At 71.5% G+C, this 18,227-nt stretch carries 18 protein-coding genes; 16 read left to right on the top strand and 2 right to left on the bottom strand.

Going from position 1 to position 18,227, the window contains the following annotated elements; all coding sequences use genetic code 11:
- Positions 1-5: 5 nt before the first annotated feature.
- From V6S67_RS00495 to dhaM, 15 genes are all read left to right on the top strand, one after another.
- Positions 6-491, top strand: a complete 486-nt coding sequence (locus V6S67_RS00495; protein ID WP_334208382.1) for a DUF3180 domain-containing protein — start codon at positions 6-8, stop codon at positions 489-491.
- Positions 484-999 carry a PH domain-containing protein gene (locus V6S67_RS00500; RefSeq protein ID WP_334208383.1) on the top strand — a complete coding sequence of 172 codons (516 nt, stop codon included), beginning with the start codon at positions 484-486 and terminating at the stop codon, positions 997-999. Before V6S67_RS00495 ends, V6S67_RS00500 begins: the two co-directional genes overlap by 8 nt.
- Positions 996-2,777 (top strand): PH domain-containing protein, encoded by a 1,782-nt coding sequence (locus V6S67_RS00505; protein WP_334208384.1) that lies wholly within the window; start codon positions 996-998, stop codon positions 2,775-2,777. Before V6S67_RS00500 ends, V6S67_RS00505 begins: the two co-directional genes overlap by 4 nt.
- Positions 2,764-3,702, top strand: coding sequence for a Rossmann-like and DUF2520 domain-containing protein (locus tag V6S67_RS00510; protein ID WP_334208385.1), 939 nt, complete (start codon positions 2,764-2,766; stop codon positions 3,700-3,702). The genes V6S67_RS00505 and V6S67_RS00510 overlap by 14 nt, the downstream gene beginning before the upstream one ends.
- A gap of 74 nt (positions 3,703-3,776) precedes the next feature.
- Entirely contained in the window at positions 3,777-4,706 is a 930-nt protein-coding gene (gene panC / locus V6S67_RS00515) for a pantoate--beta-alanine ligase (protein ID WP_442884672.1), read from the top strand.
- 53 nt (positions 4,707-4,759) lie between these two features.
- Positions 4,760-6,262, top strand: coding sequence for a lysine--tRNA ligase (gene lysS, locus V6S67_RS00520; protein WP_334208386.1), 1,503 nt, complete (start codon positions 4,760-4,762; stop codon positions 6,260-6,262).
- Positions 6,263-6,264: 2 nt separating this feature from the next.
- Positions 6,265-6,462: a hypothetical protein gene (locus V6S67_RS00525; RefSeq protein WP_334208387.1), complete on the top strand. Its 198-nt coding sequence runs from the start codon at positions 6,265-6,267 to the stop codon at positions 6,460-6,462.
- A gap of 82 nt (positions 6,463-6,544) precedes the next feature.
- Complete coding sequence (locus tag V6S67_RS00530) at positions 6,545-6,889, top strand: histone-like nucleoid-structuring protein Lsr2 (RefSeq protein WP_334208388.1); 345 nt, start codon at positions 6,545-6,547, stop codon at positions 6,887-6,889.
- Between the two features lie 124 nt (positions 6,890-7,013).
- Positions 7,014-9,521 (top strand): ATP-dependent Clp protease ATP-binding subunit, encoded by a 2,508-nt coding sequence (locus tag V6S67_RS00535; RefSeq protein ID WP_334208389.1) that lies wholly within the window; start codon positions 7,014-7,016, stop codon positions 9,519-9,521.
- A gap of 153 nt (positions 9,522-9,674) precedes the next feature.
- The gene (locus tag V6S67_RS00540; protein ID WP_334208390.1) at positions 9,675-11,699 is read left to right on the top strand and encodes a S9 family peptidase; all 2,025 of its coding nucleotides are present in this window, start codon (positions 9,675-9,677) and stop codon (positions 11,697-11,699) included.
- 36 nt (positions 11,700-11,735) lie between these two features.
- Positions 11,736-12,245 (top strand): amino-acid N-acetyltransferase, encoded by a 510-nt coding sequence (locus tag V6S67_RS00545; RefSeq protein ID WP_334208391.1) that lies wholly within the window; start codon positions 11,736-11,738, stop codon positions 12,243-12,245.
- Between the two features lie 122 nt (positions 12,246-12,367).
- Complete coding sequence (locus tag V6S67_RS00550) at positions 12,368-12,544, top strand: CsbD family protein (RefSeq protein ID WP_104181114.1); 177 nt, start codon at positions 12,368-12,370, stop codon at positions 12,542-12,544.
- Positions 12,545-12,781: 237 nt separating this feature from the next.
- The gene (gene dhaK, locus V6S67_RS00555; RefSeq protein ID WP_334208392.1) at positions 12,782-13,783 is read left to right on the top strand and encodes a dihydroxyacetone kinase subunit DhaK; all 1,002 of its coding nucleotides are present in this window, start codon (positions 12,782-12,784) and stop codon (positions 13,781-13,783) included.
- Between the two features lie 2 nt (positions 13,784-13,785).
- A complete protein-coding gene (gene dhaL / locus V6S67_RS00560) occupies positions 13,786-14,436 on the top strand; it encodes a dihydroxyacetone kinase subunit DhaL (RefSeq protein ID WP_334208393.1) in 651 nt (216 codons plus the stop codon).
- Positions 14,433-15,179, top strand: coding sequence for a dihydroxyacetone kinase phosphoryl donor subunit DhaM (gene dhaM, locus V6S67_RS00565; RefSeq protein WP_334208394.1), 747 nt, complete (start codon positions 14,433-14,435; stop codon positions 15,177-15,179). Before dhaL ends, dhaM begins: the two co-directional genes overlap by 4 nt.
- A 47-nt stretch (positions 15,180-15,226) precedes the next feature.
- Here the strand turns inward: dhaM and V6S67_RS00570 are convergent, their stop codons facing one another.
- Positions 15,227-16,168 carry an A/G-specific adenine glycosylase gene (locus tag V6S67_RS00570; RefSeq protein ID WP_334208395.1) on the bottom strand — a complete coding sequence of 314 codons (942 nt, stop codon included), beginning with the start codon at positions 16,166-16,168 and terminating at the stop codon, positions 15,227-15,229.
- A 165-nt stretch (positions 16,169-16,333) separates the two neighbouring features.
- On the opposite strand from V6S67_RS00570, the gene V6S67_RS00575 reads away from it, so the two are divergent.
- Positions 16,334-17,095: a hypothetical protein gene (locus tag V6S67_RS00575; protein ID WP_334208396.1), complete on the top strand. Its 762-nt coding sequence runs from the start codon at positions 16,334-16,336 to the stop codon at positions 17,093-17,095.
- A gap of 44 nt (positions 17,096-17,139) precedes the next feature.
- On the opposite strand, the gene disA is transcribed toward V6S67_RS00575, so the two are convergent.
- The gene (gene disA, locus V6S67_RS00580) at positions 17,140-18,216 is read right to left on the bottom strand and encodes a DNA integrity scanning diadenylate cyclase DisA (RefSeq protein ID WP_104048530.1); all 1,077 of its coding nucleotides are present in this window, start codon (positions 18,214-18,216) and stop codon (positions 17,140-17,142) included.
- Between the last annotated feature and the right edge of the window lie 11 nt (positions 18,217-18,227).

Below are 18,227 nucleotides of genomic sequence, written 5' to 3' on the forward strand. Positions count from 1 at the left end.
ACGCTGTGAGCACCCTTCGGTTCCGCTGGCTGGCCCTGGTGGGGCTGGCGGCCGGATTCACCGGGTGGCTGGTCAACTGGCTGGCCACCCGCAACGGCTTCGGCACGCCCACCCTGCCCCTGACGTCGCTCGTCACGACGGCGGTCATCATCGGGATCACCCTCGTGTTCGGGCGGCGCGTGCTCCGCTGGCGCAACGGCGACCACGACCGCCCGCTCGACCCGATCCTCGCCACGCGCACGCTCGTCCTCGCGCAGGCGTGCGCCTATGCCGGGGCACTGAGTCTCGGCTGGCACGCGGGCATCCTCGTCGACCAGGTGGCGCTCCTCTCGGTACGCTCCACCACGGCGCCCCTCTGGGGGTCGGCCGCCCTGATGGCGGGCGGGATCATCATGATTATGGTGGGATTGGTTGTCGAGGACTTCTGCCGGCTGCCGCCCGACGACGACGGCTCGGGCACAGCGGGCTCCAGCGAGGGGGAGTATGCGTAGGGAACCGATCGATCCGTCCGGGCTCGAGTGGTCCAGGGTGTCGCCGAAGTACCTGCGCGTGAGGGTGATCGGGTGGCTCATCGGGTCACTGGTCTGGCTCGTCCTGGCGAGCGTCCCCCTGACCCTGCGCCTCACGGGGATCTGGGACTCCTTCCCGCCCCTCTGGCTCGCCTGGGGGCTTCCCGCCGCCGTGCTGGTGATGGCCGTCTGGCGCGGTGTCCTGCTGCCGCGGCAGGTCGCGTCGATCGGCTACGCGGAGCGCGACGACGACCTCCTGGTGCGCCAGGGTGTCTTCTTCCAGCGCACCCTGGTGGTCCCGTACGGCCGCATGCAGTACGTCGACGTCGCCGTCGGCCCCCTCGAGCGCGCCTACGGGATCTGCACGCTCAAGCTGCACACCGCGGCGCCCGCCACCAACGCCCTCATCCCCGGGCTGCCGGCCGAGGAGGGCTCGCGCCTGCGCGAGCAGCTCTCCGCGCGGGGAGAAGCCAGGCTGGCGGGGCTGTGACCCCCGAGGGCGGATCCCCCGCGGCGCTGCCGGCGCCCCCCGACGGTGCGGGCGGTATCGGCGGCGCGGGCGGCGCGAAGGGCACCGGCGACGACGCCTGGCAGCGCGTCCACGTCATCTCGCCGCTCGTGCGGGGCTGGATCGTACTCGTCGCCATCCTCTACTTCGTGGGGCGGGACTGGTTCGAGGGACTGTTCTCGGCGGAGACGCGCGGGCGCGGCCCCCTGCCCGAAGGCGTCGGTCTCCTGCTCGCCGGCGGGGTGCTGCTCGCCGTCGTCCTCCTCGTCGCCGGTGCGTTCCTCGTCTCCTGGTACTTCACGCGCTACCAGGTGACCGCCGAGCACGTGCGCGTGCACTCCGGCGTCGTGTTCCGCCAGCAGCGCCAGGCGCGGCTGGACCGGGTGCAGGCGATCGATATCGTGCAGCCGTTCCTCGCCCGGATCTTCGGCCTCGCGGAGCTCAAGTTCGAGGTGGCCGACGCCGGCGAGTCCGCCGTCCGGCTCGCCTTCCTGAAGCTCGACGACGCCCAGAAGCTCCGCGCCACGATCCTCGCGCGGGCCGCAGGCGTGGCCGCGGACCCCGATCACCCCGAGCAGGTCGCCGAGGCGCCCGAGCGCGAGGTGGTGGCGATCCCGCCCGGCCGTGTGATCGGCGCGGCCGTGCTGTCCGGGATGACCGTGGCGCTGGTGGTGGCGGCCGTCGTGATCGTCACCCTCGGCGTCGTGTTCGACACGCCGTTCATCGCGACGTCCTTCATCCCCCTCCTCATCGGCGTGATCGGCGGCTACTGGTCCGCCCTCAACACCGGCTACAACTTCCGTGCCGCCACCTCCCCGGACGGCATCCGGATACGCTACGGCCTGCTCGACACGAGGGCGCAGACCGTCCCCCCGGGCAGGGTGCAGGCGCTCGGCATCGTGCAGCCGCCGCTGTGGCGCTTCAAGGGCTGGTACCGGGTCACCGTGAACGTGGCAGGGTACGGCGCCTCGGCCTCCAGCGAGGGTCAGGCCCGCGCCACCCTCCTGCCCGTCGGCACCCGGGACGAGGTGCTGCAGATCCTCGCGCTGGTGCTGCCCGATCCCGGGACGGAGCGCCCCGTGGAGGTCTTCACCGCGGGCATGGTGGACAGGGACGGCGGGGAGGGGTTCGTGACCACGCCGCGCCGTGCCCGGTGGCTCGCACCGTTCGCATGGCGCCGCAACGGCTTCGCCGTCACGCGGACCGCGCTGCTCCTGCGCTCCGGCGTCCTGTGGCGCCAGCTCGTCGTCGTCCCGCACGAGCGCACCCAGTCGATCTCCCTCCACCAGGGGCCCGTGAGCCGACGCGTCGGCGTCTCCGACCTGCAGCTCCAGACCACGCCAGGCCCGGTCGGCGCCCGCGTGGTCCTCGCCGACTCCGCCACCGCCTGGCAGCTCTTCCACGGCCAGGCGGCGCGCGCCGGGGAGGCGCGGCGGCGCAGCGGCCCCGAGCAGTGGATGAAGCCCGTCCCCGCGGCAGCCCCTCGGGCCGACGGTCCCGGTAGCGCTCCGTTCAGTCCTCCGGACAGTGCCCCGGACAGTGCTCCTGGCGGCGCTCCGCACGGCGTTCCGGGCGGTCCTGACAGTGCCCCGGACGGCGTCCTGCAGGGCGCGCCGGTCCCTGCCGCGCTCACCGCGCCGCCGGCCGACGGCGAGGCCGGCACCGGCGGACCCGAGGACGTGCGCGAGGTCATGCCCGACGTCCCGCGGTACGTCCCGGCCCCCTCCGATCGTGAGGTGCCCGCCGATGGCCCGCGCTGACGCGTCGAGACGCCCCGGACGGCTCGGCGTCGGCGTGGTCGGTGCCGGTAAGGTCGGCGCCGTCCTGGGTGCTGCCCTGCGGTCGGCCGGCCACGCCGTCGTCGGCGTCTCCGCGGTCTCCGACGCGAGCCGGGAGCGCGCCGAGAACCTGCTGCCCGGCGTCCCGGTGCTGGAGGTCCCCGACGTCATCGAGCGCGCCGAACTGGTGCTGCTCACCGTGCCCGACGACGCCCTGCCCGACCTGGTGGAGGGACTCGCTCAGCTGGGCGCATGGCAGGCGGGGCAGCTCGTGGTGCACACCTCCGGGCGGTACGGCACCTCCGTGCTGGGCCCGGCCCGGGCGGCGGGCGCCATCCCGCTGGCCATCCATCCGGCCATGACCTTCACGGGGCTGAGCCTCGACCTCGGGCGCCTGCCGGACAGCATGTTCGGCATCACCGCCCCCGCCGCGGTCCTGCCGATCGCGCAGGCCCTCGTGGTGGAGATGGGTGCCGAGTCCGTGGTCATCGAGGAGGAGTCCCGGGCGCTGTACCACGCGGCCCTCGCCCACGCCTCGAACCACCTCGTCACGATCGCCGCCCAGTCCGCGCAGCTCCTGGGCGACGTCGGGGTGCAGCACCCGGACCGCCTCCTCGGGCCTCTCATGAAGGCGTCGCTCGAGAATGCACTGTCCTCCGGGGAGGGCGCCCTGACCGGCCCCGTGGCCCGCGGTGACGCCGGCACGGTGCGCGCACACCGGGCGGCGCTGGACTCCCACGACGCCCCCGACACCCGGCAGGCGTACCTCGCCATGGCGCGCGTCACGGCCCTGCGCGCGCTGGAGCGCGGCATCCTCTCGTCCGCGCAGGGACAGGCCATCCTCGCCGTGCTCGCCGACACCGTCGAGGACGAACCGCCCGGGGCGCCGGACGCCCCGCGTCCCTGACACGTCCCGGCCCCGCCCGGACCACCCGCTCGCCAGAACCCCGCCAGACCGCCTCCGTCCCGGAAGGACTCCCCGTGACCTCGACCGGCACCCCACGCCCGGCCACCCCGCTCCTCGTCTCCACGCCCGCCGACCTGCGGGCCGCGACCACGGCCCTGCTCGACGACGCCCGGAACCGGCGCGGCGCAGGGGCCGGCCGGCCGTCGCTCGGTCTCGTGCCCACCATGGGCGGCCTGCACGAGGGCCACGCGACGCTCGCCCGCACCGCCCGCGAGGCCGAGGACGTCGTCGTCGTGTCCGTCTTCGTGAACCCCCTGCAGTTCGGCGACCAGGCGGACCTCGACCGCTACCCGCGCACGCTCGACGCCGACCTGCGGCTGCTCGGCGGGTGCGGGACCGACATCGTCTTCGCACCGTCCGTGGAGGACATGTACCCCGGGGGCGAGCCGCTGGTCCGCGTGAGCGCCGGCCGAATGGGGGAGGTGCTCGAGGGGGCATCCCGGCCCGGCCACTTCGACGGCATGCTCACCGTCGTCGCCAAGCTCCTCAACCTCGGACTGCCCGGCACCGGGGCCGACTACCGCGCCTACTTCGGCGAGAAGGACGCCCAGCAGCTCGCGCTCATCCGGCGCATGGTGCTCGACCTGAACGTGCCCGTCCGCATCGAGGGCGTGCCCATCGTCCGGGACGCCGACGGGCTGGCCCTCTCCAGCCGCAACCGCTTCCTCTCCGCGGACGAGCGCCGCGCGGCACTGGTGCTCTCGCGCGTGCTCGGGACCCTCCGTGCCGGTGCGCGCGACGGCGTGCCCCCGGACCTCCCGGCGGCCCGCGCCGAGATCCTGGCCGAGCGGGGAGTGGACCTCGACTACCTCGAGATCGTCGACCCGTCGTCGTTCGCGCCGGCCGGGCACGACGCGCGGACCGCTCCTGCCCTCGCGGTCGTCGCAGCGCGGGTGGGCGCGGTGCGCCTCATCGACAACGCCTTCCTGCCCCCTGTGGCCTGACGCACACCGCGCACCCACCGCGGGCCCGGCGGGGAGCCGTAAACTTGTCTTCCGTGACCCCTGACGACACCCTCTCCCCGGACGACCTCAACGAGCAGATGCGCTTCCGCCTGCAGAAGCGCGCGGCCCTCCTCGACGCCGGGATGGAGCCCTACCCGGTCAAGCCGGAGCGGACCGACTCGCTCGCGGCGGTGCGGGAGCGGTTCGCGGACCTCCCCACGGGAGAGTCGAGCGGCCACCAGGTGGCCGTCGTCGGCCGTGTGGTGTTCATCCGCAACTCGGGCAAACTGTGCTTCGCCACCCTGCAGGAGGGCGACGGCACGCGCCTGCAGATCATGCTCAGCCTCGCCGAGATCGGCGAGGAGGGCCTGGCCGGGTGGAAGTCCCTCGTGGACCTCGGCGACCACGTCCAGGTGCGTGGCGAGGTCATCAGCTCCCGCCGCGGCGAGCTGTCCGTGATGGCGTCCTCATGGACCATGGCGTCCAAGGCCCTCCGCCCCCTGCCCACGCTGCACGCCGGCGTGAACGAGGAGACGCGTGTCCGCCAGCGCTACGTGGACCTCATGGTGCGCGAGGAGGCCCGCCAGATGGTCCGCACCCGCGCCGCCATCACCCGGACGCTCCGGGAGACGCTGAACCGCCGCGACTACATCGAGGTGGAGACCCCCATCCTGCAGCTCGTCCACGGCGGCGCGACGGCCCGCCCGTTCGAGACGCACCTGAACGCGTTCGACCAGAAGATGACCCTCCGGATCGCGCTCGAGCTGTACCTGAAGCGCGCCGTGGTCGGTGGGATCGACCGCGTCTACGAGATCGGCCGGATCTTCCGCAACGAGGGGGTCGACTCCACCCACAGCCCCGAGTTCACGATGCTCGAGTGCTACGAGGCCTATGCCGACCAGTTCGTGATGGCCGAGCGTATGAAGGAGATGATCCTCGCCTGCGCGGACCTCCTCGGCTCCCGCACCATCGAGACCGCCAAGGGCACCATCGACCTCGACGGTGACTGGGCCTGGCTCGCGGTGTACCCGGGGCTGTCCTCCGCCGTGGGCCGCGAGATCACGCCGGAGACGGGGGTGGAGGAGCTGCGGGCCGTCGCCGAGCAGCACGAGGTGCCGCTGAACCCGGCCTGGGGCGCGGAGAAGATGGTCCTGGAACTGTTCTCCGAGATCGTCGAGCCCACCCTCCTGCAGCCGACCTTCGTCTACGACTATCCGCCGTCCGCCCAGCCGCTGGCACGGCCCCACCGTGAGGATCCACGCCTCATCGAGGCATGGGACCTCATCATCGGCGGCATGGAACGCGGCACGGCGTTCTCCGAGCTCATCGATCCGGTCATCCAGCGCGAGCGTCTCACCGAGCAGTCGCGCCAGGCGGCCGCCGGTGACGACGAGGCGATGCAGCTTGACGAGGATTTCCTGCGGGCCCTCGAATACGGTGCTCCGCCCATGGGCGGGATCGGGCTCGGAATCGACCGCCTCGTGATGCTTTTCACGAACGTCGGAATTCGCGAGTCGATACTCTTCCCCATTCTCAAGCCCGAGGCAGGGCAGTAGCCGTGGAATATGTGGCAGTGCTCCTGCCGTCCTTCTGCCTGGCCGTCCTCTTCTACTTCGTGATCAAGGCCATATTCAACGCGGACAGGGCGGAACGCGAGGCCATGGCGCGGGCGGAGGAATTACAGGACGCCGAGGATGCACGCCGGCGCGAATCATCGGACGAGGAAAAAGGAAATCCGGAGATAAACCCGGGATGAAACTCCTTCTTTGACCTCGATACAATTGTGGCCCATAATCGTCGAGGGGGCACCGATATCGAGGAACAAATAGGAGATCATTGTGGCGCAGAAGGTAAAGATAATCCTCATCGACGACATCGACGGCGGCGAAGCCGATGAGACAGTGCGCTTCGGCCTGGACGGCGTCCAGTACGAGATCGACCTCTCCGAAGCGCACGCCGCGGAACTCCGCGCCGCCCTGGGCGACTACGTGGGCGCCGCGCGCCGCAGCAACTCCTCGAAGCAGCGCTCCAGCGGCTCGGCCGCCTCGGGTGCGCCGTCGCCCTCGCGCAACCAGGAGGCGGCTCAGATCCGTGAGTGGGCCAGGGAGAACGGCTACGACGTCTCCTCCCGCGGGCGGGTCAACAGCGAGATCGTCGAGGCGTACCGCGCCGCCCAGCGCTGACCATCCCCACCGGGCGCCGGAGCGGAAGACCCTCCGGCGTTATCTCGCCTGTGGCGAACACGGGCCCAAAGCACACCCCGGCCCCGTAGCATCGAATTACGCGTTAGCTAGGAGTGTGTTCCTCATGTTTGAGAGATTTACTGATCGTGCCCGTCGTGTTGTTGTGCTGGCCCAGGAAGAGGCCCGCATGCTCAACCACAATTACATCGGCACCGAGCACATCCTGCTTGGCCTCATCCACGAGGGCGAGGGTGTAGCCGCCAAGGCCCTTGAGTCGCTCAGCATCTCGCTGGGCGCCGTGCGGGAGCAGGTCCAGGAGATCATCGGGCAGGGCCAGCAGGCCCCGTCCGGTCACATCCCCTTCACCCCCCGGGCCAAGAAGGTACTGGAGCTCTCCCTCCGGGAGGCCCTGCAGCTCGGCCACAACTACATCGGCACCGAGCACATCCTGCTCGGTCTCATCCGCGAGGGTGAGGGCGTCGCCGCGCAGGTGCTCGTGAAGCTCGGAGCGGACCTCAACCGTGTCCGCCAGCAGGTCATCCAGCTGCTGTCCGGCTACCAGGGCAAGGAGCCGGCAGCCGCCGGCGGGCCGCAGCAGGAGGGAACCCCTGCCGGTTCCGTCGTGCTGGACCAGTTCGGCCGCAACCTCACGCAGGCTGCGCGCGAGTCCAAGCTCGATCCCGTCATCGGGCGCGAGCAGGAGATGGAACGCGTCATGCAGGTCCTCTCCCGCCGCACCAAGAACAACCCCGTCCTGATCGGTGAGCCGGGCGTCGGCAAGACCGCCGTCGTCGAGGGTCTCGCCCAGGCGATCGTGCGCGGCGACGTCCCGGAGACCATCAAGGACAAGCAGCTGTACACGCTGGACCTCGGATCCCTGGTGGCCGGTTCGCGCTACCGCGGTGACTTCGAGGAGCGGCTGAAGAAGGTCCTCAAGGAGATCCGCACCCGCGGGGACATCATCCTGTTCATCGACGAGATCCACACCCTCGTCGGTGCGGGTGCCGCCGAGGGTGCCATCGACGCCGCGTCGATCCTGAAGCCCATGCTCGCGCGTGGCGAGCTCCAGACCATCGGCGCCACCACGCTCGACGAGTACCGCAAGCACATCGAGAAGGACGCCGCCCTCGAGCGCCGCTTCCAGCCCATCCAGGTCGCAGAGCCCTCCGTGGCCCACGCGATCGAGATCCTCAAGGGGCTGCGCGACCGCTACGAGGCGCACCACCGCGTCTCCATCACCGACGGCGCCCTGTCCAGCGCTGCGACCCTGGCCGAGCGCTACATCTCGGACCGGTTCCTGCCGGACAAGGCGATCGACCTCATCGACGAGGCGGGAGCGCGCCTGCGCATCCGCCGGATGACCGCCCCGCCGGAGCTCAAGGAGATCGACGAGCGCATCGCCGACGTCAAGCGCGAGAAGGAGTCGGCCATCGACTCCCAGGACTTCGAGGGTGCCGCATCGCTGCGCGACAAGGAGCAGAAGCTCCACGACGAGCGTGCCGACAAGGAGCGCCGCTGGAAGTCCGGCGGACTCGACGACATCGCCGAGGTTGATGAGGAACTCATCGCCGAGGTGCTCGCCAACTCCACCGGCATCCCCGTGTTCAAGCTGACCGAGGCCGAGTCCTCGCGACTGCTCAACATGGAGGCCGAGCTGCACAAGCGGGTCATCGGGCAGAACGAGGCCATCAAGGCCATCTCCCAGGCCATCCGCCGTACGCGTGCCGGCCTCAAGGATCCGAAGCGCCCGGGTGGCTCGTTCATCTTCGCCGGCCCCACGGGCGTCGGCAAGACCGAGCTCGCCAAGGCCCTCGCGGAGTTCCTGTTCGGCGAGGAGGACGCCCTCATCACGCTGGACATGTCCGAGTACTCCGAGAAGCACACCGTCTCGCGGCTCTTCGGCGCCCCTCCGGGCTACGTGGGCTACGAGGAGGGCGGCCAGCTGACCGAGAAGGTCCGCCGCAAGCCGTTCTCCGTGGTCCTGTTCGACGAGGTGGAGAAGGCGCACGCCGATCTCTTCAACTCGCTCCTGCAGATCCTCGAGGACGGGCGCCTCACGGACAGCCAGGGCCGCATGGTGGACTTCAAGAACACGGTGATCATCATGACCACCAACCTCGGTACCCGCGACATCTCGAAGGGCGTCATGACGGGCTTCCAGTCCGGCTCCGACACCACGACGAGCTACAACCGGATGAAGGCGAAGGTCACGGAGGAGCTCAAGCAGCACTTCCGTCCCGAGTTCCTCAACCGCGTCGACGACACCGTCGTGTTCCCGCAGCTCACCCAGGACGAGATCGTCGAGATCGTGGACCTGTTCCTCGAGCGCCTGAGCCGCCGCATGGCGGACAAGGGCATGACGATCCAGCTCACCCCCGCAGCCAAGGTCCTCCTGGCCACCCGCGGCTACGACCCCGCGATGGGTGCCCGGCCGCTGCGCCGCACCATCCAGCGCGAGATCGAGGACCAGCTGTCGGAGAAGATCCTCTTCGGCGAGCTGAAGCCGGGCGAGCGCGTGGATGTGGACGTCGAGGGCGAGGGCGTGGATGCACGCTTCACCTTCGTCGGCCACGGAGCGCCCAAGGAGCTCGAGGACGCACCGGCCGCACTCGAGGCCGTCCTCCCCGAGTAGTACCGCGTGATCGACGGAAGAACCCGCCCTGCACAGCAGGGCGGGTTCTTTCGTCACCCGGCATCCCGGCAGGGATTGGGTGCCCGCAGCAACAAGATTCCTCCCGTAGTGAACCTCTGTGATCCGGCCCACAGGCGGTGATAGAGATGACGCATGACCACTCCCTTCTCCTCGCTCGAGGACTTCGTCGCCCTGCCACGCCTCAGCGGACTCGTCCTCGACCGGGAGGGCACACGCCTGGTGACCGCCGTGGCGACCCTCGACCCGAAGAAGACCGCATACCGGACGGCGCTCTGGGAGGTGGACCCGAGGGGTGAGCGGCCCGCCCGGCGCCTGACCCGCAGTGCGGCCGGCGAGTCGGGAGCCGCGTTCCTCGCCGGCGGAGACCTGCTCTTCACCTCGGCGCGGCCCGACCCGGACGATGCCGAGGGCGAGAAGCGCACGGCGCTGTGGCGGCTGCCGGCCGGCGGCGGTGAGGCGTCCCTGCTCCTCACGCGCGAAGGCGGCGTGGCGGGTGTCGCGACGGCGGACGCGGCCGACGTCGCCGTCGTCACGGGCAACGCGCTCACCGGCTCCACGGACGAGGAGGACGACGCCGAGCGGCGCAAGGCACGCACGGAGTCCGGGGTCGCGGCGATCCTGCATTCCGGGTACCCCGTCCGTTACTGGGACGCCGACCTCGGGCCGGACGAGCCCCGGTACTTCACGCTGCAGGACCCGGCCGGGGACGGCGACCACCCGCTCGAGGACCTCGTCCCGTCGCCCCGGGGCGGCCTCCGGGACGCCCACCCCGTGCTGACGCCCGACGGATCGGCCCTCTTCACCGCCCTCACCGTCCCCGAGGAGCACGGATCCCAGCGGACGGTCCTCGTCCGCGTGGACCTGGCGACGAAGGACCTCGCCGTCCTGCTCGACGACCGCGGGAACGACTACTCGCCGGGACCGGTGAGTCCCGACGGCCGCTTCCTCGCGGTGGTCAGGAACCGCCGCACCACCGCCGATCTCGCGCCGCGCACCAGCCTGCTCCTGCTCCCGCTCGACGGCGGCGACCCCACCCCCCTGGCCGAGGACTGGGACCGGTGGCCCGACCCCGCCGCGTGGCTCCCCGACGGTTCCGGGCTCGTGGTCACGGCGGACGACGACGGCGGCGCGCCGGTGTTCGTGATCGACGCCGGCTCGGGGTCCGTACGACGCGTCACGCAGGACGCCGCCGCGTACTCCGACGTCAGCGTGGCACCGGACGGGGCGACCGCCTACGCCGTCCGCAGCTCATACCTGTTCCCCGCCGAGGTGGTCCGCATCGATCTCTCCTCGGGTGCCACCGTGCGCCTCCAGAACCCCGCGGAGCGCCCCGAGCTGCCGGGCACGCTGGAACGCGTCGAATCGGTGGGCGAGGACGGACAGCCGGTGAGGTCGTGGCTCGTGCTGCCCGAGGGCGCATCCGCCGAGGCTCCCGCCCCGGCACTGCTGTGGATCCACGGCGGACCCATCGGCTCCTGGAACGCGTGGACGTGGCGCTGGTCGCCGTGGATCATGGCGGCCCGCGGCTACGCCGTGCTCCTGCCCGATCCCGCACTGTCAACGGGCTACGGCCAGCGCATGGTGGACCGCGGGTGGGGCCGCTGGGGCAGCGCCCCCTACACCGACCTCATGGCCGCGACCGACACCCTCGTGGCGCGCGACGACATCGACGCGACGCGTGTGGCGGCGATGGGCGGCAGCTTCGGCGGGTACATGGCGAACTGGATCGCCGGCCACACGGACCGCTTCTCCGCGATCGTGACCCATGCGAGCCTGTGGGCGCTGGACCAGTTCGCCCCCACCACGGACGCGGCCTACTACTGGCGGCGCGAGATGACGCCCGAGGCGATGCGCGAGAACTCGCCGCACCTGCACGTCGCGGAGATCGGCACGCCCATGCTCGTCATCCACGGCGACAAGGACTACCGGGTGCCGATCGGCGAGGGCCTGCGCCTGTGGTACGACCTGCTGTCCGCCTCCAGGCTCGCGGCGGACGACGAGGGGCGCACGCCGCACCGGTTCCTCTACTTCCCCGACGAGAACCACTGGATCCTCAAGCCCCAGCACGCGCGCGTCTGGTACGGCGTGGTCGAGGCGTTCCTCGCCTCGCACGTCCTCGGTGAGGAACGCGGGCTTCCCCCCGAGCTGGGCCTGTAGGCGGTCCGGCCGGGCGGGCTCGGTAGAGTGGCACGGGTGACCGCACCCTTCACCATCCGCCGCGCCCGCACCTCGGACGTCCCCGCCATCAAGGCGCTCGTCGAGCCGCTCGCCCAGGAGCGCATCCTGATGGCCAAGGAGACGGTGGCCTACTACGAGGGCCTGCCCGAGTTCCGCATCGCGGAGGCCGACGGCGGGGAGGTGCTCGGCTGCGGGGCGCTGCACATCATGTGGGAGGACCTTGCCGAGGTGCGCACCCTCGCGACGTCCCCCATGGCCCGCGGGCGCGGGGTGGGGCATGCGCTCGTCGAGGAGCTGCTCGAGGAGGCCCGCGGCTTCGGTGTCAGGCGCGTGTTCTGCCTGACCTTCGAGGTGGGCTTCTTCCGCCGCCACGGCTTCGAGGTCATGGCCGACCAGTCCGCCGTCGATCCGCGGATCTACTCGGAACTCCTGCGATCCCACGACGAGGGCGTCGCGGAGTTCCTCGACCTGGCCCGGGTGAAGCCCAACACCCTTGGAAACACGCGGATGATCAGGGAACTCTGAGCGGGGCGGCTGGCTTTCTCCCGTTCGCGGGGGATAAGGTAAGACTGCTTAGCATTCCTGTAGGGGTGCTGGCACGCCACCGGATCCGGTGGCCGTACACCGAGCTGAAGGAGGTCCGATTCATGGGACTGGATGACAAGATCGGGAACAAGGGCGAAGGCCTGGGCGGCAAGGTCAAGGAAGGCCTCGGCAAGGCGACCGGAGACGAGAACCTCGAGGCCGAGGGCCACAAGGACCAGGCGACCTCGAAACTGAAGGACGCCGGCGAGAACGTCAAGGACGCGTTCAAGGGCCACTGACCCGCCCCGGCCGCACCTTGGATCGAGCGGCCAGGCCACCTGAGGGAGGCGCCCGTGACGGGCCCCTCCCTCAGGCGTTTAACGGGCCAGGCAGGGGTGCGCCCGGGCGGTTCCCGGCTATAGGCAGGCGCAGGAACGGGCGGTAGTGTTCCGAGTGGCCGACGTGGTCCATGGAAGGCGGGCTGCAGTCTGTCACAACCGTCCGTTTGCAGTCTTCGCAGTCAAGGAGCAGCCGCCGTGAAGAAGCTCATCAACGACCCCAGAGCCGTGGTCAACGAGTCGGTCGAAGGATTCGGCATCGCGCATGCCGACCTCGTGGCCGTCCACCCCGATCCCCTCTTCATCACCCGCAGGGACGCCCCCGTCCGGGGCAAGGTGGGCCTGGTCTCCGGCGGCGGAAGCGGTCACGAACCGCTCCACGCCGGCTTCGTGGGACGCGGCATGCTCGACGCCGCCGTGCCCGGCGCCGTGTTCACCTCGCCCACGCCCGACCAGATCATCCCCGCCACCACGGCCGTCGACGGCGGTGCGGGCGTGCTGCACATCGTCAAGAACTACACGGGCGACGTCCTCAACTTCGAGACGGCCGCGGAGATGGCCGAGGCCGAGGGTGTCACCGTCCGCTCGGTCCTCGTCAACGACGACGTGGCCGTCGAGGACTCCCTCTACACGGCGGGCCGGCGCGGCGTCGGCGGGACCGTGCTCGTCGAGCGCATCGCCGGAGCCGCTGCCGAACGCGGCGACGATCTCGACGGCGTCACGGCCGTCGCCCAGCGCGTGGTGGACGGCGTCCGCTCCATGGGTGTGGCGCTCGCCGCCTGCACCGTGCCGCACGCCGGCGTGCCCAGCTTCGAGCTCTCGGACGACGAGATCGAGATCGGTATCGGCATCCACGGCGAGCCCGGCCGGCACAAGATCGCCATGGAGGACGCCGACGGCATCACGCAGCGGCTCCTCGACCCCATCGCCGCCGACCTCAGGCTCACCTCGGGCGACCGCACCATCGTGATGGTCAACGGGATGGGCGGCACGCCCGCCAGCGAGCTGTACATCGTGTTCCGCAAGGTCGCGCAGCTGCTGGAGGGCCTCGGCGTGAGCATCGAACGCTCCCTCGTCGGCAACTACATCACCGCGCTCGAGATGCAGGGCGCCTCGCTGACGATCCTGCGGGCGGACGACGAGATGCTCGAACTCTGGGACTCGCCCGTGCACACCGCCGCGCTGCGATGGGGGGCCTGAGCATGGCGGAGGTCCTCGACACCGACTGGGCCGTGCGGTGGATCCATGAGACCGCGCGCGTGGTCGCGGAGAACCGCGCCCTCCTGATCGACCTCGACAGGGTCATCGGCGACGCGGACCACGGGGAGAACCTGGACCGCGGGTTCAGTGCCGCCGTCGCGAAGCTCGATGCCGGGGAGGCGCCGCCCACGCCGGCGGCGGTCCTGAAGCAGGTCGCCATGACGCTCATGTCCACCGTCGGGGGTGCCGCCGGGCCCCTGTACGGCACGGCCTTCCTGCGCGCCGCAACCTCCCTCGGTGATGCGGCGGAGATCGACGCCGGGGCCGCCGCCGGGATGATCCGGGCCGCACGCGACGGCATCGTCACGCGCGGCAAGGCGGAGGTGGGCGACAAGACCATGGTCGACGCGTGGACGCCGGCCACGGAGTCCGCCGAGACCGCCGCCCACGCCGGTGCGACACCCCCGGAGGTGCTCGCCGCCGCGGCGAACGCGGCCCACGCCGGGGCGGTGGCCACCGAACCCCTCATCGCACGCAAGGGCCGGGCCAGCTACCTCGGTGAGCGCAGCGCCGGGCACCAGGACCCCGGCGCCGTCTCCACCGCCCTGATCCTGACGGCGGCCGCTGCGGCCGCCGGGGGAGAGGTCGCGTGAGCGTCGGCCTCGTGATCGTCTCGCACAGCGAGAAGATCGCCGAGGGCGTCGTCGAACTGGCCGCCCAGATGGCGCCCGACGTCCTGCTCGTCGCCGCCGGAGGAGCGGACGACGGCGCCGGTCCCGCCCGGATCGGCACGAGCTTCGAGCGGGTGCAGGCGGCCCTCGAGCGGGCATCGGCGGGGGACGGCGTGGTGATCCTGACCGATCTCGGCTCCGCGGTCATGACCGCCGAGATGGTGCTCGAGTTCCTCGAGCCCGACGCGCGGGAGTCCGTCCGGCTCGCCCAGGCTGCCCTGGTGGAGGGAGCGGTCGCCGCCGCCGTGCAGGCCCAGGGCGGCGCATCCCTCGACGAGGTGGTCCAGGCGGCGGAGCGGGCCGTGGTGTCCATCCGTCCCGAGGAGCTCGAGCCCTTCGTCAGCCATGCCGCGGCCGCCCCGGGACAGGCGGCACCGGCGGACACGGACAGGGCCGCCGCGGGGACGACGGCGAGCGGGTCGTGGACGCTGCCGAACCAGATGGGCCTGCACGCCCGGCCCGCTGCCACGCTCGCCACGGGGCTCACCGATCTCGACGCCGAGGTGACGGTGAACGGCGTGGACGGCAAGTCGGTGATGCTGCTGATGAGCCTCGGGCTCGGCCAGGGCAGGACGGTGACCGTCGAGGCGAGCGGCCCCGACGCCCAGGCCGCGGTCGACTTCGTCGGGCAGGCGGTCGAATCGGGATTCGGCGAGCCGTCCTGACCGCTTCCGGGGGACGGGGTCGCGGGAATGGGTCCGGCGACCCCGTCCTAGCCCGGCAGGCGGAGCCCGCCGTCGGCCTCCTCCGCGAGGCCGTCGGCGAGGAGGCCGGCGAGGGCGCGGTCGAGCTGCTCGGCGGGGGCCCGCAGGCGGTGCAGGGCGGACAGCGGATCCGGCGCCGCGGGGATCCGCACCCCGTCGGCGACCACGGCGAGGTCCACCGGAGCCTCCAGGAGCATGGACCGGGGCACCGGGGCGTGGGCCTCGCGCAGCACGGCGACGATGGCCCCGCGGACCTGCCGGTCCGTCCCCGCCCACGCCTGGCCCTTCGGTACGTAGTCGGGCGCCGGCCGTCCCGCGGCGACCCACGCGCAGGCGTCCAGCACGGGGCACGCATCGCACAGCGGACTCCTGGCCGTGCAGACGACTGCCCCGAGTTCCATCACTGCGGCGTTCCAGCGCACGGACAGCGCCTCGTCGTCGGGCAGCAGCTCCACGGCCCGCCGGGTCTCGGCGGCCGTGAGCGCCGGCGCGGGGAGGGCCGTCCCGCCGAAGAGCCGGGCGTGGACGCGGCGGATGTTCGTGTCCACGACGGTCTCGCGGCGGCCGAAGGCGAAGGCGGCCACGGCAGCGGCGGTGTAGGTGCCCACGCCGGGCAACGACAGCAGCTCCTCGTAGGTGCCCGGCACCTCACCGCGGTGCCCGGCCACCATCGCCGTTGCTGCGGCGTGCAGGCGGAGCGCGCGGCGAGGGTACCCGAGGCGGCCCCAGTGACGGACGGCCGCGCCCGCGGGTTCGGCGGCGAGGTGGGCCGGGGACGGCCAGCGTTCCAGCCAGTCGCGCCAGACCGGGAGGACCCGCGCCACGGGGGTCTGCTGCAGCATGACCTCGCTGACGAGGATGCCCCACGGGGAGCACGAGGGTTCCCGCCAGGGCAGCTCCCGTGCGGCCCCCGCGAACCAGTCGGTGATCCGCAGGTGGAGATCGCGCACAGGTGGTGCCGCGGAGGGTGCCGCGCCGGATAGGGCGGGGCGCGCCGGATCGCCGGGTGTCGCACGGCTGGGGGTTCGGGGATGTTCCTGGATCATCGTCGTGAATACTCTATCCACCGGCGTGGTGGCCGGAGGAATGCGCGGAGCCTTCCCTAACCTTGATGGATGGAACCAACGGGCGGGCAGGACGACGACCACGGCAGCAGCGGGCGCACCGGTAGCAGGCGGCGGCCCAGTCCTGCTGTCTACCGTCGACGCCGCCTGGCAGTGACCATCCTGGCGCTCGTCGTGGTCGTGGCCGTCGCGGTCGGCGCCGTGGCCATCGCCGGCGTCCTCGGGCGGGGGGCGGATGCGAACGCGGACGGTTCACCGACGCCGGGAACCACCGCGGCACCCGTGACGGAGGACCCGGCGACCCCGACGCCCCGTGCGTCAGCGACCCCCTCGCCCAGCCCGACGGCGACCCGGCCCCCCAGCCCGACGGCGACCCCTTCGCCCAGCCCCTCAGCGAGCCCCTCGGCGCGCCCGTCGGCATCCTCGAAGGCATGCGACCCCGACGACGTGGTGGTCGGGGCCGAGACCGACCGGCAGAGCTACGGACCGGACGACATCGTGATGCTCGCCCTCGTGGTCCGCAACGACGGCGACACGGCCTGCGCCGCGAACGTCGGCACGTCCCAGATGGAGTTCCTGGTGACCAGCGGGGACGAGCGCGTGTTCTCGTCCATCGACTGCCAGCAGGCCTCGCAGGACCTCGAGCTCACCATCGAGCCGGGCGCCGAGCAGCGGGCGGAGTTCGAGTGGTCCCGTAACCGCAGCATGCCGGGCTGCACGCCCGTCACGGAGGAGCCCGGGGCCGGACGCTACACGGTGACCACCAAGCTCGGTGTCCGGAGCAGCAGCCCGGTGGACTTCACGCTCGAGTAGGCACCACCGCGCTGGGCCTCATGCTCGCGGGAGGACCGCTGACCTCACATGAAGCGGTCGAGGAGGCTCGTCTCGGCGATCCTGGACAGGCCCTCGCGGACGGTCCGGGCACGCTGCTCGCCGATGCCGTCCACGGCCATGAGGTCCTCGATGTTCGCTGCCATGAGATTCTGCAGGCCGTCGAAGTGCTCCACGAGCCGGTTGGCGACGGCGGGCGGTACCGCCTTGATGCCGGACAGCAGGCGGAAACCCTTGGGCTGGATGACGGCTTCGAGCGAGTCCAGGGACGGGTTGAAGCCCAGCACGCTCGCGATGGTCCCGAGGTCGATGAGATCCGTGGAGCTGAACCCCTGCAGGGTCGCGACGCGCTCCTCCACCGGCGCCGTGCTGCTGCCGAGGTCCATGTAGTCGCGGAGCACCATCTCGCTGCCCGGGCCGAGGCCCGTGGTGAGCTCCTCGACCTGCAGGGACAGCAGACGGCCGTCCACGCCGAGTTCCAGCACGTACTGCGAGATCTCCTCGGAGATCCGTCGCACCATCTCCTGGCGCTGCAGGGTGACGGCGACATCGCGGACGGTCACCATCGCCTCGATCTCCAGGGCGGACAGCGAGTTGGTGACCTGGTCGAGGCGGGCCCGGTACCGTTCGAGCGTCGCGAGGGCCTGGTTCGCGCGGGCGAGCACGGGCTCGGACCCCTCGAGGACGAACCGGAGCCCGTCGATGTAGAGGGCGATGATCTGCATGGACTGGCTGACGCTGATCACGGGGAAGCTGGTCTGCTTGGCCACGCGCTCCGCCGTGCGGTGGCGTGTCCCGGACTCCTGCGTCTCGATGGTGTGGTCGGGTACGAGCTGGACGGCCGCGCGGAGGATGCGGCTCGCGTCCTTGTCGCAGACGATGGCGCCGTCCATCTTGGCCAGTTCCCGCAGGCGCGTGGGCGAGAACTCGATGCCGATGTCGAAGCCGCCCGAGCAGATCGAATCCACGGTGCGGTCGGAGCCGAGCACGATCAGCGCACCGGTGCGACCCCTCAGGATCCGCTCGAGCCCGTCGCGCAGCTGGGTCCCCGGGGCTACTCTGGCGAGGGTGGCTTTGAGCGAGTCCTCCGGACTACGAACCATGGCCTATCCTT

Origin of the sequence: Arthrobacter sp. Soc17.1.1.1, from assembly GCF_036867195.1 — a bacterium.
Taxonomy (GTDB): domain Bacteria; phylum Actinomycetota; class Actinomycetes; order Actinomycetales; family Micrococcaceae; genus Arthrobacter_D.